Origin of the sequence: Histidinibacterium aquaticum (assembly GCF_008710275.1) — a bacterium.
Lineage (GTDB): Bacteria > Pseudomonadota > Alphaproteobacteria > Rhodobacterales > Rhodobacteraceae > Oceanicola > Oceanicola aquaticus.
Genome location: NZ_VYQE01000002.1, coordinates 165,592 through 188,617, shown reverse-complemented (window position 1 = coordinate 188,617; position 23,026 = coordinate 165,592). Strand labels below are relative to the sequence as shown.

Here is a 23,026-nt window from a genome sequence, read left to right as displayed (position 1 = left end):
GCCCGGGGAGGACCGGGCGAAACGGGAGGAAAACCATGTCCAGACTGACGACCACCACCGCCATCGCGCTGACGCTCTCGGCCGGCGGCGCCCTTGCCCAGGAACTCACCTTCCTGACCGACTCCAGCGCGGACTCCGTCGCCGTGACCGAGGCGCTGACCGCGGCCTATACCGAGATGAACCCCGACGTGACCTTCTCCATCGAGACGCGTCCCGGCGGCGGCGAGGGGGACAACATCGTCAAGACCCGCCTCGCGACGGGAGAGATGACGGACCTCTTCATCTACAACTCCGGCTCGCTCCTGCAGGCGCTCCGCCCCGACCGGACCCTGCTCCCGATCGACGACATCGAGAGCTTCGATCTGCTGAACGAGGCCTACGTCTCGACCGTCCAGGGCCCCGAGGGCAATACCTACGGCGTGCCTTACGAGACCGCCCAGGGTGGCGGCATCTACTACCACAAGCCCACCTACGAGGAGCTCGGACTCGAGATCCCGCGGACCTGGGACGAGTTCATGGCGAACAACGCCACGATCGCCGAAGAGACCGACATCGCGCCGATCGCGCAGAGCTACCGCGACACCTGGACCAGCCAGCTCTTCGTCCTCGCCGATTTCTACAACGTCCTGCAGGAAGAGCCGGACTTTCCCGAGGAATACACCAACAACGAGGCCAAGTACGCCGACACGCCGGCCGCCCGCCGTGGCTTCGAGAAGCTGCAGGAGGCCTACGAGGCCGGCTACTTCAACGAGGACTTCGGCGCGGCGACCTATGACGACGGCGTCGCGATGGTCGCCACGGGCGAGGCCGCGCACTACCCGATGCTGACCTTCGCCGTCGGCCTCTTCCAGCAGAACCATCCCGACCTGATGGAGGACGTGGGCTTCTTCGCCCAGCCCGGCGACGACGCGGAGGCGAACGGCCTGACGGTCTGGATGCCCACCTCGCTCTACGCGCCCGCGTCGACGGAGCATCCCGAGACGGTCAAGGACTTCATGAGCTTCGTGGCCTCCCCCGCGGGCTGCGAGGTCGTCAACGAGACCATCGGCGCGACCGGCCCCTACCTCGTCGAGGGCTGCGAACTGCCCGAAGAGGTCCCCGGGATGGTCGCGGACATGCTCCCCTACTTCGAGGAGGAGGGGCGGACGGCGCCTGCTCTGGAGTTCCTGAGCCCGATCAAGGGTCCGGCGCTGGAGCAGCTGACGGTCGAGGTCGGCTCGGGCATCCGCGACGCGCAGAGCGGCGCCGAGCTCTATGACCAGGACGTGGCCAAGCAGGCGCGTCAGCTGGGCCTCGAGAACTGGTAAGGGTTACCTCCCGCTTTTGCCCCGCGGGCGCCTCCGGGCCCCGCGGGGCAAAGGTTGACGGGACAGCCGCTGACCGAACTTCTTCCACGATTCGAACGGGTTGACCCGCCGTCCAAATTTGGACGCCGCGCGCGCGCCCCGGGGCAGACGATGCGACGCAAATCTCCCTACCCCTACTGGTTCTTCCTCCCGGCGGGCGCGATCTTCCTCGTGCTCTTCATCCTGCCGACGGTCGCCTCGTTCTATTTCTCCCTGACCTACTGGGACCCCTTCGAGGCCCGCTTCGCCGGCTGGGACAACTACGTCCAGTTCTTCTCCGAGCCCTTCCTGGTGCGCGGCCTCACCAACACCCTGGTCTTCGCCTTCCTCACCTCGGGCCTGAAGACCGTGCTGGGCCTGCTGCTCGCCGTGCTGCTCACCTCGGGCATCTTCGCCCAGGGCTTCCTGCGCTCGGTCGTCTTCTTCCCCGTCCTCGTCTCCACCATCGGCGTGGGCCTGCTCTTCCAGGAGCTCATGCATCCCACCGAGGGTGCCATCAACCTGGCCCTGGCCGCCGTGGGCATCGACGGGCCGGGCTGGCTTACCAACCCCAGCCTCGCGCTGATCTCGGTCGCCCTCGTCGACGTCTGGCGCGGCGTCGGCCTCGCCACGCTGATCTACATCGCCGGCCTCGCCACCATCGGCCAGGAGTACTACGAGGCCGCCCGCATCGACGGCGCCACCCGGCTCCAGCAGTTCTGGCGCGTGACCGTGCCGCTGGTGCGCCCCGCCACGACCACCGTCATCATCCTCAGCCTCATCGGCGGGCTCCGCCTCTTCGACCTGATCTGGGCAATGACCCGCGGCGGACCGGGCTTCTCCTCCGACGTGCTCGCCTCCGTCATCTACAAGCAGTACCAGGCCGGCTTCTGGGGGCTCTCGACCGCGGGCAACGTCATCCTCTTCCTGATGATCGCCTTCATCGTCGCCCCCCTCGCCTGGTGGCTCAACCGCAGGGAGCTCGAGGCATGACCCGCCGCGGATACATCATCGGGGCGATCTCGCTCCTCGTAGCCTTCGTCGTCTTCGTCATCCCCTTCCTCTTCGTGGCCATCAACGCCATGAAGACCGCCCAGGACGCGAGCAGCCTCGACTTCTCCCTGCCCGAGCGCTGGGTCTTCTGGGAGAACCTCGTCACCACCGTGCAGACCCGCGACTACGCGCTGCTGCTGGCCTACTGGAACTCCATCGTCATCACCGTCTGCGCCATCGCGCTCCTGGTGGTCTTCGGCGCCATGGTCGGCTTCGTCATCCAGCGCCGCCCCTCGCGCACCAGCCGCGTGGTCTACGCCTTCATCCTGGCCGGCCTGATGATCCCGCCCGCGGTGGTCCCCACCATCTGGGTGCTCCAGGGCATCAACCTCTTCAAGACCCTCAACGGCATGATCCTGATCCAGGTGGCCTACGGCCTGGGCTTCACCGTCCTGCTCTACCGCGCCTTCATCTCCACCATCCCGCGCGAGCTCGACGAGGCCGCCATCATCGACGGCGCCAAGCCCTGGCAGATCTTCTTCCGCGTGGTGCTGCCGCTGCTGAAGCCGGTGACGCTGACCATCATCGTCGTGCAGTCGATCACCATCTTCAACGACTTCACCCACCCGCTCTACTACCTGCCGGGCCGCGAGAACATCACGGTGCAGCTGACGCTCTACAACTTCCAGAGCCAGTTCGTGAGCCAGATGAACCTGCTCTTCATGAACATCCTGCTGATCACCATCCCGCCGCTGCTCGTCTTCATCTTCTTCAACCGCCAGATCGTCGCCGGCATGACCTCCGGCGCAGTCAAAGGATAACCCCCCATGTCCCGAGTAGAGCTGAAGGACCTCCGCAAGAACTTCGGCGGGCTGGAAGTCATCAAGGGCGTCGACCTCACCGTCGAGCCGGGCGAGTTCTGCGTCTTCGTCGGCCCCTCCGGCTGCGGCAAGTCCACGCTGCTGCGCATGATCTCCGGCCTCGAGGAGCAGAGCTCGGGCACCATCGAGATCGGCGGCCGCGACGTGACCCGCTCCGAGCCCTCCGAGCGCGGCATCGCCATGGTGTTCCAGAACTACGCCCTCTACCCCCACCTGTCGGTGCGCGAGAACATCGGCTTCGGCCTCTCGCTCGCCCGCACCCCCAAGGACGAGATGCGCCGCAAGGTCGAGACCGTCGCCGAGACCCTCCAGCTCACCGACTACCTCGAGCGCAAGCCCAAGGCCCTCTCCGGCGGCCAGCGCCAGCGCGTCGCCATCGGCCGCGCCATCGTCCGCGACCCGGAGGTCTTCCTCTTCGACGAGCCGCTCTCGAACCTCGACGCCGCCCTGCGCAGCCAGATGCGCATCGAGCTCACCGAGCTGCACGAGCGCCTGCGCGCCACCATGATCTACGTCACCCACGACCAGGTCGAGGCGATGACCATGGCCGACAAGATCGTCGTGCTGAACGGCGGACGGATCGAGCAGGTGGGCACCCCCATGGAGCTCTACGAGCGCCCCGCCACCCCCTTCGTCGCGGGCTTCATCGGCAGCCCCCGGATGAACCTCTTCGAGGGCGATCTCGCCCGCGAGATGGGCTGCGAGGTCTACGGCATCCGCCCCGAGCACCTCGAGGTCTCCGAGACCGAGGGCCGATGGACCGGCCGCGTCCGCCACGTCGAACGCCTCGGCGCCGACACCATCCTGCACCTCGAGGTCGAGGCCCTCGGACCCCTCCTCGCCCGCGTCGACGGAAGCCGGACCTTCAACCCCGGACAAACCGTCCACGCAACACCAAACACAGACAAGGAGTTCAGGTACTGAAGAGGGCTGCTCGTCGTCATGGTCGGGCCCCTCCCTCGCCAAGAGCCCCCTTCTATGCAGCCTTGAGGCCAGCGTGCCAACAAGTGCAGCTCCGGCCAGTGGCCCGGTCCGCGTGACCGACGTCAGACGGTTCTGCTACCCGACCAGGTCCGCCAATCGATTGATGGCGAAGGCATAGCCCCGGATGCCGAACCCTTCGATTTTGGCGGTCGCGGCCTTGGAGACGTAGGAGAGGTGGCGGAACTCGTCGCGGCGGAAGAGCGGTGAGATGTGGACCTCGATGATCGGCCCGTCGAACATCAGCAGGGAGTCGAGGATGGCGATCGAGGTCGAGGTGAAGCCCGCGGGGTTGATGAGGATGCCCGCGGCCGACGTCCGGGCCGCCTTGATCCACCCCATGATCTCGGCCTCCGAGTCGCTCTGGCGGAAGTCGATCTCGACGCCGCACTCCTCTCCGGTGGCGCGGCAAAGACGTTCGACGTCGTCGAGCGTGTCGTGTCCGTAGACCTCCGGTTGCCGCACGCCGAGCATGTCGAGGTTCGGGCCGTTGATGACCAGGATCGTGGGCGTCTGTGTCACGGGAAAAGCCTTTCCGTCATCCGTTGTAGCCGTAGAGCCGGGGCAGCCAGAGCACCAGGTCCGGCACGTAGGTGATGATCGCGAGCCCTCCGATCATGATGGCGAGGAAGGGCAGCAGGTAGCGGATCGTCTCGGCCACCGGGGACTTGGTGATCGAGGAGACCACGAAGAGCAGCAGGCCGTAGGGCGGCGTCGCGAGCCCGATCATCGTGTTGACCACGACGATCACGCCGAAGTGGACGGGATCGACGCCGAGCGCCACGGCGGTCGGCAGGAAGATGGGGACGATGACCAGCAGGATCGCGTTGGCCTCGAGCAGGCAGCCCAGCACCAGCAGCAGCGCGTTGACCATCAGCAGGAAGGTCACCCAGCTGAGCTCGACCCCTTCGAGGGCGTCGCGGATGACGTTGGGGATCTGCTCAACCGTGACCACGTAGTTGAAGGCCAGCGCGCCCGCGATCAGGAAGCCGACGCTTGCCGTGGAGCGGGCGCTATTGCGGACCGTGCGGTAGGCGCCGCCGAGGCTCACGGAGCGGTAGAAGACGGTGGACACCACGAAGGCATAGAGGGCGGCGAGCGCGGCGGCCTCGGTCGGCGTCGTGACGCCGCCGTAGATGCCGACCAGCAGGATCACCGGCATCAGCAGCGCCGGGACGGCCCGCAGCGTGACGCGCGGGAGCTGCCGGACCGGGACCGGCTCCTCGACGGGGTAGCCGTAGCGCCGCGCGGCAAGCGCGTTCATCACCATCAGCAGGATGCCGAGCACGAGGCCCGGTGCGACGCCGCCCAGAAACAGGTAGCCGATGGAGGTATCCGAGACGAGCGCGAAGAGAACCATCGGGATCGAGGGCGGGATGATCGGCCCGATGATCGCCGAGGCCGCGGTGATGGCGCCCGCATAGGCGGCGGGGTATTTCCCGTCCTTCGTCATCAGGTTGATGATGATCCGGCCCATGCCCACCGCGTCGGCGAGCGCCGAGCCGGACATGCCCGAGAAGATCAGCGAGGAGACCACGTTGACGTGGCCGAGCCCGCCCCGGAAGCGCCCGACGAGGGCCCGGCAGAAATCGAGCAGCCGATCGGAGAGGCTCCCGACGTTCATCAGGTCGGCGGCGAAGATGAAGAGCGGGATCGCGAGCAGGACGTAGGAGCCGTAGAGCCCCTGGAGCATCTGCTCGACGGCGATGCTCATGTCCTGGCCGTCGATTGCGAGGTAGAGGATCGACGAGGCCAGCATTGCGTGGCCGATGGGCAGCCCGATCATGGCCGTGGCGACGATGGCGGCCACGGTGACCCCGAATTCCCAGCTCATTCGGTGAAGTCCTTGCGGGAGACGGTGCCGGGATCGGGCGTGGCGGCATGGGGATCATGACCGCGCAGGGCGCTCCAGAAGATGCGGGCGTAGCGCAGGATCGAGACAACCATGAAGACCACGGCGATGGAGAAGACCCAGCTGAACGGAATGTCGAGGTATGAGGTGTCCTGGATTTGCATGAAGCTGACGAAGTCCCAGACAGCCGGAAGCGACCAGAGGTAGATGCCGACCAGGAAGACCGAGAAGACGACCCGGAACCAGCGGCGCACAGCCGGAGAGACGGCGCCGTAGACGATGTCGAAGCGGATCTCGTCTTCCTCGGAGGCCGAGACGGACTGCCCCCAAAACAGGATCCAGAGCCAGGCGATGACGCAGACCTCGACGGTCCAGCCGACGGGGTTGTCCAGCACGTATCGCATGAAGACCTGGACGATGAAGCTCAGGAACATGGCGGCGAGGAGCAATGCCGGCAGGGCCTCTGCCACGGCCCGGCCAATGGCGGGCCAGTCTCGGGATCGTGGGGTCACGCGGTCAGCCTCGGATGAAGACGCGGGCCGGACGATCCGGCCCGCGGGATTGGTGGCGGACGATTACTCGGCGAGGGCATTGATCTCTTCGAGCATCCCCTCCGGCCAGCTCTCGGCGAACTCGGACTCGAGATACATCTGCTGGGCGTACTCGCGGAAGGCGTCACGGTCGGGCTCGTAGACCTCGAGGCCCTCGTCGCGGAAGAACTGCACCAGCTCTTCTTCCCGGTCGAGGTGGCGCTGAGTGCTCTCGGCGATGGCCTCGTCCACGGCCGTTTGCAGGGCCTCCTGCTGCTCGGCGGAGAGCCCCTCCCAGGCCTCGGTGCCGATGGCGAGCACGTCGAAGCCGACGAGATGGCCGGTCAGGACGATCTGGTCCGTCACCTCGTAGAACTTCATGTTGTAGTCGTTGGGCAGCGGGTTGTCCTGGCCGTCGATGGCCCCGGTCTGGAGCGCCGTGTAGACCTCAGAGTAGGCCAGCGGCGTCGGGTTGGCGCCGATTGCCTCGCCCAGGAACTGCCATGCGTCGCCGCCGGGCATCCGCAACGTGACGCCGTCGAGATCCTCGGGCGTCTGCACCTCGGCATCGCCCACGAGGTTCACCTGCCGCGTGCCGAAGTAGACCGGTGCGAGGACGTGGATGCCCGCCTCTTCCGCGAGAGAGATCAGCTGGTCGCCGACCTCGCTGTCGAAGACCTCCTGAAGGTGATCGGAATCGTCAAAGAGGTAGGCCGAGGTCACGATGGACCACTCGGGGATCTGCTCGGCGATGGTCTGCGGCGCGATCAGGCCCATCTCGAGGTTGCCGCGCTGGATCGCGGTCATCTCGGTGCCCTGCGGGACCAGCGTCGCGCCGTTGTAGACCTCGAGGTCGATCTGGTCGGAGACCGCGTCGGAAATGCCCTGGAAGGCCTCCGCCCGGATGTCGTTGTCGGAGACGACGGAGGACAGCCGCAGGGTCGGCATGTCCTGGGCAAGGACGCCCCCCGGGATGATGAGGGCCGTGGTCGCGGCGAGGCCGGCGGCCATGGCGGTCCGGCGAGTGAGATGTGTCATTGGTTTCCTCCCTTATGACAAGTGACCCCGTTGATCGGAGCCGTTGCGTGAGACGTGGGCAGCCGCGCTCCTCCGGAGCGGCTACATGGCGGGCATTCCCTTCGGACGGTTGAGGCGCTTGAGAGCGGCGATGCGGAACGGGGCGTTCGGCGCGCCGAAGCCGGCGTAGCCGCCGCGCCGCTCGACGATCTCGAAGAACATGTGGCCGGCGAAGGGCCGGGAATAGAGCTGTAGGAACTCACCCTCGGCGTCCGCGTCGTAGAGGACATTGGACATCCGGAGCCGGTCGAGGAACGCGGGGTCCAGCTCGAAGCGGGTCGCCAGATCGTCGAAGTAGTTGCGGGAGATCGGCAGCGCCTCGAAGCCCTGACGGGCGAGCGCCTCCGCCGTGGCGAAGATGTCCTCGGTGCCGAGCGCGATGTGCTGGACGGTTGAGCCGTAGCCCTCGGCCAGGAACGACCCCGCGAGCGTCTTGTAGGTTTCCGCGCCGTTGAGCGTGATGCGGAAGCGCCCATCCGGGGCCGCCACGGCCTGGCTGCGGACGAGGCCGTCGGGATCGATCACGTCGATCATCGGCTGCTTCCGCATGTCGAAGAGGGAGGTGTAGAAGAGCGACCAGCTCAGCATCTCGTCGTAGGTCATGGTCTGCGCGAGATGGTCGATCCGCGTCAGTCCGGTGTCCGGGGCGGGAGTGCCCTCGCGCAGGAATTCGACGTCCCAGACTTCCGAGAGACCGCTCTGCTCGTCGATGAAGTGCATGACGCTGCCGCCTTGCCCCCGGATCGCCGGGATCGGCATCTCTCCTGGCCCGAGCGGCTGGGAAAAGAGCTCCGCCCCGAGCGCGGTCGCCCGCTCGACGGTCGCTTCGGCCGAGCCGACGGTGAGCCCGATGTCGCAGACCGTCGGGCCGCGCACATGATAGGCGTTGGCGGCGTGTCCGGTCGTCTCGGAGTTGAGGACGATCCGGATCTCGCCCTGCTGCCAGAGGGTGACCGCCTTGGAGACGTGGCGCCCCGCCTGCCGGAAACCCATGCTGCGCAGGAGCGTCTCCAGTGCCTCCAGATCGGCGCCCCGTGCCGCGAACTCGATGAACGCGGTGTCGTGGACCCGCACGGGCGGCGGAAGGACCGCCAGGTCGACGGAGCTCTCCGGCTCCTGCCTGCGGACCTCGTCCATCAGGGAGACGAGCGAGCGGTAGCCGTCTCGCGCGATGGTGGTCGGGCTTCCGCCCCGGAACTGGTCGTTGAAGATCTCGAGGCTCACGGGGCCCGCGTAGCCGGTAGCGACGACCGCGCGCATGAAGCGGGCGACCTCGAGGTCGCCTTCGCCCGGCATGTTGCGGAAGTGCCGGGACCAGTAGAGCAGGTCCATCTCGATCTGCGGTGCGTCGGCAAGCTGGACGAAGAAGATGCGGTCGCCGGGGATCGACCGGATGCTCTCGGGATCGATCCCGCGCGCCAGAGTGTGGAAGCTGTCGAGCACGAGTCCGACGTTCGGATGGTCGGCCCGCCGCACGATCTCCCAGGCATCGCGATGATCGTCGACGTGGCGGCCCCAGGCGAGGGCCTCGTAGCCGACTTTCAAGCCGCGGGCCGCGGCGCGCTCGCCAAGCTCGGCGAAGTCCGCCGCCGCCCGGTCGACGCCCCCGAGCGCCTCGGGATGAACCGACGAGCAGACCAGCATCATCTCGCAGCCGAGCTCCTGCATGACGTCGAACTTTCGCTCAACGCGGTCGAAGGCGCGTTGTCGCAGCGGCCCGGGCAGCCCCTCGAAATCGCGGAAGGGCTGGAACAGCAGAAGCTCCAAGCCTGCCTCGCGGATGCGCCGCCCAACCTCGCGGGGGCCGCGCACGTCGGCGATGAAGTCCTGCTCGAAGATCTCGATGCCGGAGAAGCCCGCGGCCGCGATGGCCTCGATCTTCTCCTCGAGGTTGCCAGATATCGAGACGGTGGCGATGCCGGTCTTCATGCCGCCCCCTGTTCCGGAGACTGCGCGCGGAAGGCCTCCGTCATGCGGTCGGCGTCGGGCTTGACCCCGGTGAAGAGCTCGAACGCCCGGACCGCCTGGAAGATCGCCATGCCCTCCCCGCTCAGAGTGCGGCAGCCGGTCTCCCGCGCATGGCGCAGGAGCGCCGTCTCGAGTGGGAAATAGACGATGTCGGCGACCCAGTGCCGCGCCTCGATCAGCCCCGCCTCCAGCGGCAGGCCCGGCATCTTGGCCATGCCCATGGGCGTCGCGTTGACGATGCCCCGGGTCTGGGCGGAGGCCTCCGAAAGGTCATCGACCGGCGAGGCGACCTCCGCCCCGGTCGCGCCGTTGATCGACCGGGCGAGCGATTGCGCCGCCCCTTCGCGCTTGTCCGCGATCAGCAGGCGTGTCGCCCCCATGTCCGCCAGCGCGTGACCGATGGCCCCGCCCGCGCCGCCGGCTCCGATCAGCAGCACGCAGTCCACCTCGGCACCGGGGAGGTTCTGTCGCAGGCTCTCGGAGAAGCCCCAGTAGTCGGTGTTGTGACCGGACCGGCGGCCCTCCCGGAAGACCACCGTGTTGACCGCGCCGACCCGTGTCGCCGCGCTGGAAAGATCGTCCAGCAGCGGCATGATCTCCTGCTTGTAGGGATATGTGACGTTGAGACCGGCGAAGCCTTCGGCCTCGGCCCACGCGACGATTTCCTCCAGCGACCCCGCGGTCCCGGCGTCGGTGTCCAGCAGCTCGTAGGAGCAGGCAAGCCCCTGCGCGGCTGCCTCCGCTTCGTGCATGCGAGGCGTACGCGAAAGACGGATCCCGCGACCGATCAGGCCGAGCCTGAGCTCCGGATGAGACCGGATCGTCTGCGCGCGTCCTGTGGTCACCTTGCGTGGACCTCCCCTTCCACACTGTTCGACTCGCAAAATGTTCCAGACGGTTAATTTCGTCAAGAAGAACATTCTGTCGGCTCGGAAGCCCCTGTGTTATCAGCACTCCCGGGAGGCGGACTTGGCGGAAACCGAAGAGAAGAAGAGGGAAAAGCGGGGTTGGCGGCAGAACCCGGACGCCGTCAAACGCGACATCCTGAGCGTGGCGATCGAGGAATTCGCGGCGCACGGGCTCTCGGGCGCACGCATCCACAGTATCGCCGCCAAGACGCGCACGTCGAAGCGGATGATCTACTACTACTTCGGCGACAAGAAGGGCCTCTACGTTCGCGCGCTCGAGGAGGCCTACTCAGAGGTCCGGGCCGGCGAGACGGAGCTCGACCTCGGGCAGCTCACGCCGCGCGACGCCCTCGCCCGGCTCGTCTCCTTCACCTTCGACCACCACCGGAGCCACCCGGAATTCATCCGCATGGTAATGATCGAGAACATCCACCAGGCCGAGAACCTGACGGGCTCCGAAGTCATCCGGCGGCTGAACCTCTCGGCGATCAAGAAGCTGGAGGACATCTGCCGCCGCGGGGAGGCCGAAGGCGTCTTCCGCAAGGGGCTCGATCCGGTCGCGCTGCACTGGCAGATCAGCGCCGCGAGCTTCTTCAACGTCTCGAACCGGCCGACGTTTTCCGCGATCTTCGGCGAGGACCTCTTTTCGGACGACGCCCAGATCAAGATCCGATCTCAGGTCGTCGATGCGATTCTGCATCTGGTTGAGCCCCGCCCGAAGCCAGGCGAAGAAAGCTGATATTGGCCAGTACGTCACATGTGCCGTTCGACGGGCGTATAGGACACTGACTGCGAAATCCGGTGCTTCCGCGGGCGTCTTTCACCGTAAGGGCAAACTCCAGCTGGAGCGGCATCTTGACCGGTTCTACGGCAGTAGCGCTGATCGTACGGCCGCCGAGCTAAATGAAATGGCCTCAAGCCGGCGTCCCAACGCGTTGCTTTCCTGATTGGCCTTACGGCGGAGACCGCGAATTCTGCCCGAAGCCCGCTCCGATGGTCAGTTGCGTAGCTGTAGCGCTACGTCCGCCCCGACACGCAGGGCTAACGCCGCGATGGTCAAAGTCGAGTTCACGCAAGCGGCGGACGGGAAGACCGAGGAACTCGCGACCCAAAGATTGTCATAAGCATGGACGCGGCAATCCTTGTTCACGACCGAGTTCGCCGGATCGTCACCCATGATCGTGCCGCCCATGATGTGGTTGTTTGGAGCGAACCCTTCCTCGCCGGTGCTCACGCTGATCAGTTCGGCGCCCAGAGTATCGACAATGTCGCGATACACTTCGGCGGTATGAAGGGCGCTCTCCCGCACGTAGGCGCCGATCTCGTAATGAATTTGCGGCCGCGGCAGCCCCAGTGGGTCCAGCCTGTCTTCCGCCAGCGTCAGCCTGTTGGTTGGCTCAGGGAGAAGTTCGTGGAAAGAATTGATCGCGCAGCGCCGGGCCGCCCGGTTCGCGATGGTGCGACGCAGTTCCTCTCCCCGAAGGCCTTCGTCAATCGCCTCCTCCGCGATCGAGGAAACCATGCTGCCATTCCACAGGTGCAGTTTCTTGGCAGCGAAACGCGACCGGAATTCGCCGTCGCGGAACTTCAGAATCGAAGTCATCTCTTGCGGCCCCCGGCCGGGCCAGACCGGTTCGGGCATGTCGAAGACGACCGAGGTCCCAGGGTGGTCCATCAGGTAGCGCCCGACCTGTCCAGTGGAGTTGCCGATCCCGTTCGGCGCACGTTCCTGCCGCGACATCAGCATCAGGCGCGGCGTCTCCAAGCCGTTCGCGGCGAGAACCACGGCGCGGGCGGCGATCCGTGTTTCTTGACCGTCGGGAGACAGGTACCGCACCGCACCGATCCGCCCATCCTCGCTGGCCTCGAGGTGATGGACAACTGCCTCGGTCACGACAATCGCGCCTGACTCTTCGGCCCGCTCGACGGCCATGTTTCCCGAATACTGCGCGGCGATCGGGCAGATCGGCATGCAGTTGTTGTTGCCGCAGCACGGCGGGCGTCCATCATAGATCCGGCTGTTCCGAGCGACCGGTTCGTCGACCATCTGATAGCCGTTCTGGTTCAGGTGCCCCGCGATGGTCGCGTCCATGTAGCTCAGCGGCAGCGCTTCCATCGGAAACGGACTATTTCGTGGGGCGATCCCCGGCGCCATGCGTCCGGCTACGCCCATGCGGGTTTCGGCGTTGTCGTACCACGGCTCAAGATCTTCGTAGGAAAGCGGCCAGTCCCGCCCGACGCCATAGAGCGACTGGAGACGAAAGTCGCTTGGCAGAAAACGCCAAGTGGCCGCGGCCCAGTGCCATGTCGTGCCGCCAACACCGCGAATGTACTGCTGGTTGTAGGCATCCGGGCCTGTCTGAATCAGATAATTGTCCCAATTTGCGGGGTCCGGAACGGGAGCGTACTCAGGCTGGGGGTAAGGCGCCATGAAGTTCGTCAACGGCGTTTCGCGCCAGCGCCGGGTGATGTCGTCACGGTTCAGGCGCGGACCGGATTCGAGGATCACAACCTTCAAGCCATTCGAAGCGGCGATATCCGCCGCCATGCCGCCTGCAACACCGGCGCCGACCACGACGACGTCCGGTTCGAACGGAAAATTCTGGATGGCCATTAAGAACGTCTCGCCTGAAGAATGCCCAAGCCGGGCCGCTGCGCGTTCAACATGTGGCTTCCGGCACAGGTTCCTTGCCCGTCCTTGGCCGCTCAAGCGGCGGAAGGAACCTTGAACGACTTGCCCGGTTTTCTCGCTAAGACTTGCCGACGAAAGGATGGGCCGAACGATGCCACCCGCGAAGACCACCAGATGCGCGGCCGTCGGCTTGGTGACGGCTTGCGGTATCTGGATCGGCCCAGCAGCGTCCATTGGGCAAAACGCGCTTCTCTCCTGCCCGACCTGCCATACAGCAGCTCCATCCGATGATGATCGAATCTATCCGATCCTGAATGGACAGCCGGCCCCCTACATCGCCCGGCAGCTTGAAGCCTATCGCGAGGGCCTGCGCGAGCACCCACAGATGCAGGCAACCGCTCACGCCCTTGGACCTGAAGGCGCAATTCGACAGGCAAAGACCTATGGCGACATGCCTCGCCCCGCCCTCCAGCGGTCCGAAGATTTCCAGCCGGTGCCAGATGCCGAGCGGCTGGTCCTTGACGGCGACTGGTCTCGCGGCCTCCCGCCCTGCGCCTCGTGTCATGGCGCCCCCGCCAGTGAGCCTCCCCTGGTGGAGCAAGGATTTGCGCGCGAAGCTCCCTACCTGCACGGCCAGCCGGAAAACTACCTTGCACTGACACTGGAGGCCTATGCCGAGGGCGCACGCAAGAGCGATCCGATGGGTCGGATGCGCGCCTTCGCCGAGCAGTTGACACCGGCAGAGCGTGGCGCGCTTGCCCAGTACTATTCCAGTTGGGAGATCATTGAATGACGTCCCGCCTGACACGCAGGCAGGCTCTCGGCACACTGGGAAGCACAGCCTTGACCGCCGTTTCCGGCACAGCTTGGGCCCAAGACGACGCCGTGCAGCGGCTGCCGCGGACGGCGCTCGGCGACACGCTCGCTCGGCTTTCGGGAGTTAATCCGCTTCCACAGGATATGCTGCGTCGGCTCTACGATGCCACAGGTGGCGACGTCCTTCCTGCCGACGCCGACGAAATAGGGGATGGCCTCGAGAAGAGGCTTCTTAAAGCGCTTTACAGTGGCGTCCTCGCGCCAGCGGCCGACGAGGGAGGCTCAGGGACGCGCATCGGCTTTTCGGAGGCGTTGATGTGGCATGCAGTCGAGGACTACAAGAATGTTATCAGTTTCTGCGGAGGCGTTCCGGGCTTCTGGGCATCTCCCCCCGAAACTTGAGCATCCGGAATGCCCCTCTGAAGTCCTCTAATCGCTCCGGTGGACCTGGCGGTCATTCTCCCAGGTGGCAGTCACAACGGCTTTGAGATGTTCCGGGTCTTGGGGTTTGGAAAGCATCCATCTCGGGATAGGCTGGACCAAGGTCGAGTAGTTACGACCGGTGCAAGTGACGAGGTCCGAAGATGGTTGCCGAACACGACAGCGAGCTCGCCAGAGCGATACTCGAAACCGTGACCCTTCCGCTTCTGACGCTTGATGCTGATCTAAGGGTCGAAACTGCGAACGAAGCCTTTCTGGACCAGTTCCAGGTGTCACGCCCCGAGACCTTGGGCACCCTTGTCTACGACCTCGGCAACGGACAGTGGGATATCCCCGAGTTGCGCCGGCTCTTGGGGGAAATCCTGCCGGAGAAGAGAATTGTATCGAACTACCGGGTCGAGCACGATTTTGAGCGGATCGGGCGGCGCACCATGCATCTCAATGCTCGGCGCGTCGATCGGTCGGGGCGTCCCGCCCTGATACTGCTTGCCATTTCGGACGACACCGAGCGCGAAGCGGCGCAAGCGGAATTGGACGGGAGGATCGAACTCGCCGACAAGCTGATCGGCAGCGTTCGCGAGGGCCTGTTGATCCTGGACCAGGATCTTCGGGTGCAGTCCGCGAGCAGTGCGTTTTACGAAAGATTCGCGGTCCAGCCCGAGAAGACGATCGGTCACCTGGTCTACGAACTAGGCAATGGCCAGTGGGACATTCCCGAACTCCGCCTGCTGCTGGGCGAGGTCCTGCCCCGGCAGAGAAGTTTCGACGACTTCGAGGTCACCCACACCTTCGAGGGGATCGGCGAACGGGTGATGCTTCTCAACGGTCGTCGACTCGATCACATGGATCTGATCCTGCTCGCCATCCGCGATGTCACCGACCTCCGCCAGAACGCGACACGATTGGAGGCGGTCACGTCGGCGGCTCATGTTGGCGTGTTCGAAGACGACAGGCGCGCAGGCAGGTTATTCTGGTCACCGGAGATGCGAAGCATCCTGGGTTACCCGAAGAACGACCCGGCCCCGATCGGTGAGACTGTCCCGGACTTCGTCCACCCCGAGGATCGAGCCTCTGTCTCGGACACTTTCGCTCGCGTGACCGATCCGGCCGGGGACGGGGCGCTCTTTCACGAGCATCGGATCATCCGACCGGACGGTGAGACGCGGTGGGTGCAGATGAAGGGGAAAACCGAGTTCGCCGAGGTCGAGGGCGAACGGCGACCGGTGCTGATCCGCGGGATTCTTCTCGATGTGACAGAGAGGAGGACTGCGGAAGAGGCGCTTCGAGAGCGGGAGCGACGGCTCCGCAACGTGCTGGACGGAATGGGCGAGGCCTTCGGCCTCATGGATCACGATCTGCGCATCATCACCCAGAACGAGGCGGCGCTCGAGCTCGATGGGCGCCCGCTCGAAGATATCCGCGGTCGGACCCACTGGGAGGTTTACCCGGGGTCCGAGCGGAGTGAGCTCGGTCGGCTCTACAAGAAGGCCCTGAAAGAACAGGTGCCTGTGAGCCTGGAGCACCGCTACACCTTCCCACACGACGGAACGAAGTGGCTTGAAATGCGGGCGTTCCCGGTGCCCGAGGGCCTCGCTGTGTTTTGGCGCGACATCACCGAGCGCAAGGACGCCGAGGCAGCATTGCGCGATAGCGAAAGTCGGCTGCGCAAAGTTCTCGACATGGAGACCGTGGGCGTCGTGTTTTTCGACCTGGTTGGCGGCGTACTGGACGCCAACGACGCATACCTCTCGATGATCGGCTATAGCCGAGCGGAGCTGGAAAAGGGCGAGGTTCGGTACGAGCGCCTCACACCACCCGACTGGCGCTGGCGGGACGAGCAGACGATCGCCGAGCTCAAGGCGGACGGCAAGGCCGGGCCATTCGAAAAGCAGTACACCCACAAGGATGGTTCCCGCATCTGGGTGGAGTGCGTTGACAAGATGCTCGACGATGGCACCGCCGTCGAAATCATCATTGATGTCACCGAACGGAAGCGGGCCGAGGCGGATCTCCGGGAAAGCGAAGACCGCTACCGCGCTCTGGTCAGTTCGACGTCGGATGTCATCTACCGTATGAGCCCGGACTGGAGCGAAATGCGTGAGCTTGGCGGACGCGGCTTCATCACGGACACGCACGAACCGCGCAGAGACTGGATGACAGGCTACATTCCGCGGGAGGATCAGCCGCTGGTCGAGGCGGCGATCAGGGACACGATCGACAGCGGCAACCACTTCGATCTGGAGCACAGGATCCTCAAGCTCGATGGGAGCGTCGCCTGGGTCAGGTCCCGTGCGGTGCCGCTCACGGATGAAGAGGGCCGCGTCCTTGAATGGTTCGGCGCCGCCAGCGACGTCACCGCGCGAAAGCGCGCCGAAGAGCATCAGAACGTCCTGATGGGCGAACTGGACCACCGGGTGAAGAACATCCTGGCGGTCGTCCAGTCAATCGCCCGACAGAGCCTCGGTCGCGGAAAGACGGTCGGACCGGACGCCGCAGAAAGGCTGGTCGGCCGCATCAACGCGTTGGCACAGTCGCACGCGCTCCTGGCGCGCAGTCGGTGGCAAGGTGCAGACTTCGGGGATCTCGTCGAGAATACCGTCGCCCCGTATCGCGGTGAAGAGCAGGACCGTGTCGCGGCGGCGGGACCTGAACTGAACGTGACGCCCAAAGCAGCGCAGACGCTGACGCTGGCTCTCCACGAACTCGTTACGAACGCCGGCAAATACGGTGCGCTGTCTCAGGAAGGCGGCCGCCTTGAGATCAAGTGGGAGCTCTCCGGAGAGGCACCTGAGCGCCGCCTCAAAGTGAAGTGGGTGGAGCGCGGCGGCCCCCCGATTGAACAGCAACCAAGCCGGAAGGGTTTCGGTTCGCGCCTTATCAGGCAAATACTGAGCGCCGAGCTTGACGGTGAAGTTGCCATGGACTTCGACCGGGCCGGCTTGAGGGTGCAGTTCGACTTGCCGTTGGCCAACCTGCAAGCTCAGGGCGGCGGGTTCACAGCGCCACCTCGTAATGAAGACGCGCCCATTCCAGAAGACCCCGCGAGCCTGGAGGGGAAACGTGTTCTCGTCGTCGAGGATGAGCAAATCATCGGGCAGGACACGGTTGAGGCGCTCCGATCTGCGGGGTGCTCTCCCATCGGGCCCATCGGCACGGTGGACGCGGCCCTCCGACTTGCCGTTTCCGAGACCTTCGACGCGGCCGTGCTCGACTTGAACCTGAACGGCGAAATGGCCTGGCCCGCGGCACGAGCTCTCCGGGCGCGAGAGATCCCGTTCGTTTTCACGACCGGCTATGCTGAAACAGTCACGATGCCCCGGGAGTTGAAAGACGTGACGCGGATTGAAAAGCCGTTCAATACGGATCGGCTGGTCAACGTGCTTGCTGCGGAGTTGAACTCGGCCGGAAACGCCGCGCATTCTGTTTAGCCATCGCGCAGCATCTCATCCGCCCGGACAACCGACCCGCTCGATATTCTGAAGGAATGGGCTGGCAATCCGTAGATGGCCCGGGGCGCGCCATGCCCTCAGTCAGACGCTCCATGAGTCCGTTCCTGCTGGACGCGCTTTGCGTGCTCCGGCCAAGTCGAGCGGATGAAGCCGAGGATGTCGAGGATGTCGCTCTCGGAGAGCTGATCGCCAAGTCCCGGCATTCCGCTTTCGAAACCGGATACGCCGCGCGCCTCGAGCGCCGCAGCACCGCCCAGGCGGACATAGTCGAGCAACAACTGGCTATCGTGGTGCCAGGTGTGCCCGGTCACGTCGTGAGGCGGCGCGGGCAGGACCCCGTCGGGACCGGGGCTTTGCCAATCCGGCTGCCCTTCGAGCTCCGCGCCGTGACACGAGGCGCAGTGCTCAGCGTAGAGCGCTGCGCCCGCGTCGATGTCCCGGCCGCCCAATAGGTGCTCGGCCGACGCCGCAGCCGGCAGGAGGAACAAGGCGGCGGTCAGAGTCATCGATTGCATCTGTCGTCTCCTTCCTTGTTTTAAGTCACGTCGATCCAGGTGGTCATGCCCGAGGCGGCATGGCCGAGCATGTGGCAGTGGAAGAGCCACTTCCCGGGGTTGTCGGCGGTAAAGGCGATCTCCATCGGCTCACCGGGCAGGCTGAGGACCGTGTCGCGCAGCGGTCCCTGCGTGCCGTCCGGGGCGACGGTCCGGAAATGCATCCCGTGGAGGTGCATCGCGTGGGGGAACACGGTCCTGTTGTCGATGTTTAGACGGAGCGGTTCGCCTCGGGAGAGCCGCGCGAACGGGGTCTCGGCGAGGCCGGCCTGGCCCGCGAGCGCCCAGTACTGGCCCTGTGCGGCAAGCGCGCGAAAGCCCAGCTCCTCACCCTGGTAGCGGGCGCTGCGCATCCCCGACATCGCGCCTCCCTCCATCACCATGTCGAGCCGACGCGCCCCGGTGAGGTCGGGCTGGTCCGTCGAGGGATTGGGCGGGAGCGGGTCGGGGATGCCGCGGCGTGTCCGGGACTCGCGTCCAGAGACCGGGAGCGTGACTTGCGGGCGCCAGGCGTCGTCGTCGTCCAGCCGGAGCAGCGCCGCCGTCTCCCCGCTGTCCGCGGTGATGTCGACGAGAAGATCGATCCGCTGGGCCGGAGCCAGGACCAGCTCGGTGGTCACGGGCTCCGGGGCCTCGAGCGGCATCCCATCCAGCGCGACCTGCCAGCCCTCGAGCCCCTCCAGTCGGAGCACGAAGATCCTCGCGTTCGCGGTGTTGATCAGCCGAAGACGCAGCCGCTCGTGCCGCCTGGCGGGGATCGAGAGATCGGGGCGCCCGTTGGTTCCCAGGAGGTTCCCCGTCCGGCCAGCGTGGCTCATCATCATCGGATGCGCCATCGGCTCGGCGAAGCTGCCGGTCTCCGGATCGAGCAGCCAGTCGTCCAGGAGAAGGACCTCGTCCCAGTCGACATCGGGTGGGGCTGGCTCCTCGACGATCAGCGCGCCCGCGAGGCCCCGGGCCACCTGCTCCATCGAATTGGCGTGTGCGTGGTACCAGTAGGTCCCGGCGTCGGGTACGGCGAAGTCGTAGTCGAAGGACCCGCCGGGAGGCACCGCGTCCTGGGTCAGCCCCGCGACACCGTCCATCCCGTTGTCGATGCGGATGCCGTGCCAGTGCACCGAGGTCGGAACGGGAAGCTCGTTGACCAGCCGGCGGGAGATCCGTTCTCCCTGGCAGGCCCGGACCGCTGGCCCCGGCAGCAGGCCGTCATATCCCCAGATCGCCGTTTCCGGGTAGCCTGCGGGCGCCAGCTGGACGCTGGCGGGGCGAGCGGTCAGCACGTCGGGCTCAGCCGACCAGGCGGGACGGGCGGCTACGACGGCGGCGGCTCCCGCGCAGAAGGCGCGTCGAGTCATGCGTTGGGTCATGTCAGTTGATCCCGTTGGCGCGCTGAAGTTCGCGGACGTAGGCCACGATCATCGAGACGTCGGCCTGTGTCAGGCCCTCTTGCGGAGGCATGTTCCCGAACCGCCAGTGATGCGCCTGGACGCCACGCTGAACGGCCATCTGGAAGGCCATGTCGCCGTGGTGGGATGGCTCGTAGATCTCGTGAACGAGGGGCGGCCCAGAGCCCATCTTTCCGGCGGCATTGTCCCCGTGACAGGTGGCGCAGACCGCGTCGAAGGCCCGCTCTCCCATCGTGGCCTCGGTCGAGAGGTTCTCCGGCATCGCGACGGAGACGATCGGGTCTCCCGGTGCGGGCATCTGTTCAGCGGTTTCGGGCGCGCTTCGAGGCCCGAGGAAATAGGCGGCGGCGGCGACAGCGATCGCTGCGGCACCGGCGAAGGCAAGCTTGTTCATGATCGTATCCTGGATGGCGCGACGCTACCGCCGCGAGGGTGCATTCGGCGGTCGAAACCACCGGTCTTCGTCTCCATGAGGTGCGGCTCAGGCGCGCGGAGGCGGCAGGTCCAGGGGCACGATGAAGGAGCGGACGGAGGTCGGCTCCGTGAGCCGGTAGCGCTCCGCCGCGGGCGCATCCGCGATGCGTTCGCTCGGCGGAAGCGCGACCATGGCGGCGCTGCAATGGCCGACCTTCGAGCAGGCCGTGCCGACGCCGTCGACCGGCGCGTGACCGGGGGCGTCCTCAGAACACCCCGCGCAGTCGTGAACGTGCAGGGCATCGTCGGCCATGACGCTCTGCGGCAGGCTCGCCAGCGCAAGCAGGCTGGACAGGACGATGAGAAGGATCAGGCGCACGCTCTCTCCGATGCGAAGCACCAAAGGTCATGCACCAGGTTGGCAGCCCTGGTCAAATGACATCTCGGTCAAATGGCTGTCCACGATCGCGCCGTCTGGGCGAGTCGACCTGCGCCGCAATGCACCGACGGAGCGGCGGCGCGCTGATTGCCTTTGGGCTGGCGCGCGCCCTAGGCCGCGCCGTCATGAAGCGGTGATCCGGACCCTTCACTGGCAGGGCAGCGCCGATCTGATCCGGAGCGACTTGCTTGCCCGGCGACCATGCGGATAGGTGTCAGGCCATGAGATCGCTGGTCCATTTGTTTCGGGTGCTCTGCATCGCCCTCCTTCTGCCCGCCACGATGGTGGCCGCAGCGCAGACGGATCATGTCCCCGCCAAGCCCGACTGCTGCGGGAACATCACCCCGGAGGCGCATCATGCGGACGCATCGCCCCAGACCGCCCAGCCGGCGGGCAACGGCCATGGCGGGCCTTCTCACGAGACTTTGCATCTCGCCTGCGGCATCCACGCCTGCAACTGGCTCGAGGCATCAGTGCCGGTGGCGGCGCGGCCCAATGACCTTGTGTCGGCGGTTCTCGCCCCCTCGGTCCCGCCGAGCCCGCTTGCCGCACGCGCGGAGCCCTTCCACCGCCCCCCGGCCGCACTTCACTGATCCAACACTTGTCGGACCCTTGGGCCCGCGCTGACGCGTCGGGCGTCTTTGGGCAACGTACTTCTGCGCCCTGTTTGGGCACCTAACTTCCTGGAGCAACCATGAAAGCATACACCCTCGCATCCGTCCTGATCCTCGTCGCCGGATCGGCCTTTGCCGCCGGATCGGGCGACCACTCTCACGATGAAGGTCTGGCCGTCGGCCAGCCCGGCAATGCGGCCGAGGTCGATCGGACAGTCGAGATCGAGATGATGGAGACCGACTCGGGCATGGCCTTCGAGCCTTCCGAGCTCGAAGTCGAGGAAGGCGAAACCATCCGCTTCGCGGTCACGAACACTGGGTACCTCGAACACGAGATTGTCTTTGGAACTGAGGAGAGCAATCTCGCCCACATGGCGGAGATGGCCGGGATGGACCAGATGGATCACGACGATCCCAACGCCCTGAGCCTTGCCCCCGAGGAAGAAGGTGAACTCATCTGGACCTTCTCCAACGCCGGGACCTTCCAGTTCGCCTGCCTGATCCCCGGTCATATGCAGGCCGGCATGCACGGCCCGATCACAGTCAACTGAGATCGATCAAGGACGGCGGCGTCCATGTCGCCAGTCTCTCCGGAGGCGCCGCCTCGGTGTAGCGACGTTGCTGCTGCTCCGAGGCGGTGCTGCCAGCCCGGCGATGTAAACTTTCAATGACCCGAACTGCGGCTGCTGCTCGGCTTGGGTGGAGACCCTCAAGCACGAGGGCTTAGGGGCGACCTTGGAGGCGTGGTACGTGCCCGACGCGACGTCCGACCGCCCCGGTGCCGCCGAACGCCGGGACAGCCGGGGCGATCCCATCGTCTTGCGCTGAGTCAGATCAGAAGCATCCATAGCATGACGAGCGACATTCCCATCATCGCCAGGTTCTCGCTGAGGCTGACGAAGCCCAAGGGCACGTTCGATCCACCACCGACGCAGGCGCACTTCAGCTCGCGCTTGTCGATGTAGACCGCCTTGAACACGCTCCACGCGCCAATGGTCGAGATGATCAGTGCCGCCGGTGCCGCCATCCAGGTCAGCAGCATCCCCGTCATCAGCACGCCCGCCCCGGTCTCGACCCAAGGATAGACATAGCCGTAGGGCACCCAGCGCCGGGCCAGCACGTCGTAGTTGAGGAACATCGTGCTGAAGCTTTCGATGTCGCGCAGCTTCTGCATGCCCAGCAGGATCATCGAGATCGAGATGAACCAGCCGAGCGTCTGCCAGGTGATCGCGCCGAGAAACCCGATACTCAGCGCCAGCGCCGTCGCCGCGGCGACACCGAAGAGATAGACGACCGGCTTGTAGGTTGTGGCCTTGGGATCGTCGTCGGTCAGCCGCTGGCGCAGCGCGTCGTAGCCGCCGACCCGCTCTCCCTCGATCCAGACCTGCGGCGTCGTCGGCACGTCGAAGCTGGCTTTGAAGGCATCGACCTCTTCGCGGGTCCGGAAGGCGCGGTCGTCGACCTCGTAGCCCTTGCGGTCGAGCAGCCACCGCGCCTTTTGTCCCGACGGGCAAAGGTGGTTCGGCAGAGCCATGCGGTAGAGCACCGCGGTCTGTCCCTTCGCATCACTGGCCGGATCTGTCGTGACCTCGGAGACGTCGCGGGTGTTTGCAAGGATATCTTTCGGCATTCGGAGCTCCGTGGTGGTATCGCGTGTATCACGGCACGCCCGTCAGAGCATCCGGGGTCGCCTCGACATCGGCGATAACGCTTCGTCCGTGATCCGGGCGCGCTAAACCCGCCTGC

General features: G+C 65.8%; 22 protein-coding genes. 10 read left to right on the top strand and 12 right to left on the bottom strand.

Going from position 1 to position 23,026, the window contains the following annotated elements:
• Positions 1-35 precede the first annotated feature (35 nt).
• The 4 genes from F3S47_RS06275 to F3S47_RS06260 all read left to right on the top strand — a co-directional run bounded on the left by F3S47_RS06275 (position 36) and on the right by F3S47_RS06260 (position 4,123).
• Entirely contained in the window at positions 36-1,307 is a 1,272-nt protein-coding gene (locus tag F3S47_RS06275; protein WP_150444398.1) for an ABC transporter substrate-binding protein, read from the top strand.
• A 150-nt stretch (positions 1,308-1,457) separates the two neighbouring features.
• Positions 1,458-2,318, top strand: a complete 861-nt coding sequence (locus F3S47_RS06270) for a carbohydrate ABC transporter permease (protein ID WP_150444397.1) — start codon at positions 1,458-1,460, stop codon at positions 2,316-2,318.
• Entirely contained in the window at positions 2,315-3,139 is an 825-nt protein-coding gene (locus tag F3S47_RS06265) for a carbohydrate ABC transporter permease (protein ID WP_150444396.1), read from the top strand. Before F3S47_RS06270 ends, F3S47_RS06265 begins: the two co-directional genes overlap by 4 nt.
• Positions 3,140-3,145: 6 nt before the next feature.
• Positions 3,146-4,123 (top strand): ABC transporter ATP-binding protein, encoded by a 978-nt coding sequence (locus F3S47_RS06260; RefSeq protein WP_150444395.1) that lies wholly within the window; start codon positions 3,146-3,148, stop codon positions 4,121-4,123.
• A 135-nt stretch (positions 4,124-4,258) separates the two neighbouring features.
• On the opposite strand, the gene F3S47_RS06255 is transcribed toward F3S47_RS06260, so the two are convergent.
• From F3S47_RS06255 to F3S47_RS06230, 6 genes are all read right to left on the bottom strand, one after another.
• Positions 4,259-4,702, bottom strand: coding sequence for a type II 3-dehydroquinate dehydratase (locus tag F3S47_RS06255; RefSeq protein WP_223877744.1), 444 nt, complete (start codon positions 4,700-4,702; stop codon positions 4,259-4,261).
• A gap of 16 nt (positions 4,703-4,718) precedes the next feature.
• A complete protein-coding gene (locus F3S47_RS06250) occupies positions 4,719-6,014 on the bottom strand; it encodes a TRAP transporter large permease (protein WP_150444394.1) in 1,296 nt (431 codons plus the stop codon).
• Positions 6,011-6,544 carry a TRAP transporter small permease gene (locus F3S47_RS06245; RefSeq protein WP_223877743.1) on the bottom strand — a complete coding sequence of 178 codons (534 nt, stop codon included), beginning with the start codon at positions 6,542-6,544 and terminating at the stop codon, positions 6,011-6,013. Before F3S47_RS06245 ends, F3S47_RS06250 begins: the two co-directional genes overlap by 4 nt.
• 63 nt (positions 6,545-6,607) lie before the next feature.
• Entirely contained in the window at positions 6,608-7,600 is a 993-nt protein-coding gene (dctP, locus tag F3S47_RS06240) for a TRAP transporter substrate-binding protein DctP (RefSeq protein ID WP_150444393.1), read from the bottom strand.
• Between the two features lie 81 nt (positions 7,601-7,681).
• Positions 7,682-9,568: a bifunctional sugar phosphate isomerase/epimerase/4-hydroxyphenylpyruvate dioxygenase family protein gene (locus tag F3S47_RS06235; RefSeq protein WP_150444392.1), complete on the bottom strand. Its 1,887-nt coding sequence runs from the start codon at positions 9,566-9,568 to the stop codon at positions 7,682-7,684.
• The gene (locus F3S47_RS06230; RefSeq protein WP_223877742.1) at positions 9,565-10,452 is read right to left on the bottom strand and encodes a shikimate dehydrogenase; all 888 of its coding nucleotides are present in this window, start codon (positions 10,450-10,452) and stop codon (positions 9,565-9,567) included. Before F3S47_RS06230 ends, F3S47_RS06235 begins: the two co-directional genes overlap by 4 nt.
• A gap of 124 nt (positions 10,453-10,576) precedes the next feature.
• Here F3S47_RS06230 and F3S47_RS06225 point away from each other — a divergent pair, with 124 nt between their 5' ends.
• The gene (locus tag F3S47_RS06225; RefSeq protein ID WP_223877741.1) at positions 10,577-11,254 is read left to right on the top strand and encodes a TetR family transcriptional regulator; all 678 of its coding nucleotides are present in this window, start codon (positions 10,577-10,579) and stop codon (positions 11,252-11,254) included.
• Positions 11,255-11,512: 258 nt separating this feature from the next.
• On the opposite strand, the gene F3S47_RS06220 is transcribed toward F3S47_RS06225, so the two are convergent.
• Positions 11,513-13,129 (bottom strand): GMC family oxidoreductase, encoded by a 1,617-nt coding sequence (locus F3S47_RS06220; protein ID WP_150444389.1) that lies wholly within the window; start codon positions 13,127-13,129, stop codon positions 11,513-11,515.
• 169 nt (positions 13,130-13,298) lie between these two features.
• On the opposite strand from F3S47_RS06220, the gene F3S47_RS06215 reads away from it, so the two are divergent.
• From F3S47_RS06215 to F3S47_RS06205, 3 genes are all read left to right on the top strand, one after another.
• On the top strand, positions 13,299-13,940 hold the full coding sequence (locus tag F3S47_RS06215; RefSeq protein WP_191090100.1) for a c-type cytochrome: 642 nt from the start codon (positions 13,299-13,301) through the stop codon (positions 13,938-13,940).
• Positions 13,937-14,365, top strand: coding sequence for a sugar dehydrogenase complex small subunit (locus F3S47_RS06210; protein WP_150444387.1), 429 nt, complete (start codon positions 13,937-13,939; stop codon positions 14,363-14,365). Before F3S47_RS06215 ends, F3S47_RS06210 begins: the two co-directional genes overlap by 4 nt.
• A gap of 182 nt (positions 14,366-14,547) precedes the next feature.
• On the top strand, positions 14,548-17,832 hold the full coding sequence (locus F3S47_RS06205) for a PAS domain S-box protein (RefSeq protein ID WP_150444386.1): 3,285 nt from the start codon (positions 14,548-14,550) through the stop codon (positions 17,830-17,832).
• A 98-nt stretch (positions 17,833-17,930) separates the two neighbouring features.
• Here F3S47_RS06205 and F3S47_RS06200 read toward each other — a convergent pair whose 3' ends face one another.
• The 4 genes from F3S47_RS06200 to F3S47_RS06185 all read right to left on the bottom strand — a co-directional run bounded on the left by F3S47_RS06200 (position 17,931) and on the right by F3S47_RS06185 (position 20,606).
• Positions 17,931-18,368 (bottom strand): c-type cytochrome, encoded by a 438-nt coding sequence (locus F3S47_RS06200; protein WP_396279773.1) that lies wholly within the window; start codon positions 18,366-18,368, stop codon positions 17,931-17,933.
• A gap of 20 nt (positions 18,369-18,388) precedes the next feature.
• Entirely contained in the window at positions 18,389-19,774 is a 1,386-nt protein-coding gene (locus F3S47_RS06195) for a multicopper oxidase family protein (protein ID WP_150444385.1), read from the bottom strand.
• Position 19,775: 1 nt separating this feature from the next.
• On the bottom strand, positions 19,776-20,207 hold the full coding sequence (locus tag F3S47_RS06190; RefSeq protein ID WP_150444384.1) for a c-type cytochrome: 432 nt from the start codon (positions 20,205-20,207) through the stop codon (positions 19,776-19,778).
• Positions 20,208-20,294: 87 nt separating this feature from the next.
• Entirely contained in the window at positions 20,295-20,606 is a 312-nt protein-coding gene (locus F3S47_RS06185; RefSeq protein ID WP_150444383.1) for a hypothetical protein, read from the bottom strand.
• Between the two features lie 281 nt (positions 20,607-20,887).
• Here F3S47_RS06185 and F3S47_RS06180 point away from each other — a divergent pair, with 281 nt between their 5' ends.
• Together F3S47_RS06180 and F3S47_RS06175 are read left to right on the top strand one after the other, a co-directional pair.
• Positions 20,888-21,259, top strand: coding sequence for a hypothetical protein (locus tag F3S47_RS06180; protein ID WP_150444382.1), 372 nt, complete (start codon positions 20,888-20,890; stop codon positions 21,257-21,259).
• Between the two features lie 101 nt (positions 21,260-21,360).
• Entirely contained in the window at positions 21,361-21,831 is a 471-nt protein-coding gene (locus F3S47_RS06175) for a cupredoxin domain-containing protein (RefSeq protein WP_150444381.1), read from the top strand.
• A gap of 278 nt (positions 21,832-22,109) precedes the next feature.
• On the opposite strand, the gene F3S47_RS06170 is transcribed toward F3S47_RS06175, so the two are convergent.
• Positions 22,110-22,910 (bottom strand): MauE/DoxX family redox-associated membrane protein, encoded by an 801-nt coding sequence (locus tag F3S47_RS06170; RefSeq protein WP_150444380.1) that lies wholly within the window; start codon positions 22,908-22,910, stop codon positions 22,110-22,112.
• Positions 22,911-23,026: the final 116 nt, after the last annotated feature.

What these genes read in the sequence shown, in the direction of transcription:
- F3S47_RS06190 (WP_150444384.1), bottom strand. Translation starts at nt 20,207, where the DNA reads ATGAACAAGCTTGCCTTCGCCGGTGCCGCAGCGATCGCTGTCGCCGCC.
- F3S47_RS06195 (WP_150444385.1), bottom strand. Translation starts at nt 19,774, where the DNA reads ATGACCCAACGCATGACTCGACGCGCCTTCTGCGCGGGAGCCGCCGCC.
- F3S47_RS06260 (WP_150444395.1), top strand. Translation starts at nt 3,146, where the DNA reads ATGTCCCGAGTAGAGCTGAAGGACCTCCGCAAGAACTTCGGCGGGCTG.
- F3S47_RS06250 (WP_150444394.1), bottom strand. Translation starts at nt 6,014, where the DNA reads ATGAGCTGGGAATTCGGGGTCACCGTGGCCGCCATCGTCGCCACGGCC.
- F3S47_RS06270 (WP_150444397.1), top strand. Translation starts at nt 1,458, where the DNA reads ATGCGACGCAAATCTCCCTACCCCTACTGGTTCTTCCTCCCGGCGGGC.
- F3S47_RS06265 (WP_150444396.1), top strand. Translation starts at nt 2,315, where the DNA reads ATGACCCGCCGCGGATACATCATCGGGGCGATCTCGCTCCTCGTAGCC.
- F3S47_RS06235 (WP_150444392.1), bottom strand. Translation starts at nt 9,568, where the DNA reads ATGAAGACCGGCATCGCCACCGTCTCGATATCTGGCAACCTCGAGGAG.
- F3S47_RS06210 (WP_150444387.1), top strand. Translation starts at nt 13,937, where the DNA reads ATGACGTCCCGCCTGACACGCAGGCAGGCTCTCGGCACACTGGGAAGC.
- F3S47_RS06170 (WP_150444380.1), bottom strand. Translation starts at nt 22,910, where the DNA reads ATGCCGAAAGATATCCTTGCAAACACCCGCGACGTCTCCGAGGTCACG.
- F3S47_RS06220 (WP_150444389.1), bottom strand. Translation starts at nt 13,129, where the DNA reads ATGGCCATCCAGAATTTTCCGTTCGAACCGGACGTCGTCGTGGTCGGC.
- F3S47_RS06180 (WP_150444382.1), top strand. Translation starts at nt 20,888, where the DNA reads ATGAGATCGCTGGTCCATTTGTTTCGGGTGCTCTGCATCGCCCTCCTT.
- F3S47_RS06200 (WP_396279773.1), bottom strand. Translation starts at nt 18,368, where the DNA reads ATGCAATCGATGACTCTGACCGCCGCCTTGTTCCTCCTGCCGGCTGCG.
- F3S47_RS06205 (WP_150444386.1), top strand. Translation starts at nt 14,548, where the DNA reads ATGGTTGCCGAACACGACAGCGAGCTCGCCAGAGCGATACTCGAAACC.
- F3S47_RS06175 (WP_150444381.1), top strand. Translation starts at nt 21,361, where the DNA reads ATGAAAGCATACACCCTCGCATCCGTCCTGATCCTCGTCGCCGGATCG.
- F3S47_RS06215 (WP_191090100.1), top strand. Translation starts at nt 13,299, where the DNA reads ATGCCACCCGCGAAGACCACCAGATGCGCGGCCGTCGGCTTGGTGACG.
- dctP (WP_150444393.1), bottom strand. Translation starts at nt 7,600, where the DNA reads ATGACACATCTCACTCGCCGGACCGCCATGGCCGCCGGCCTCGCCGCG.
- F3S47_RS06275 (WP_150444398.1), top strand. Translation starts at nt 36, where the DNA reads ATGTCCAGACTGACGACCACCACCGCCATCGCGCTGACGCTCTCGGCC.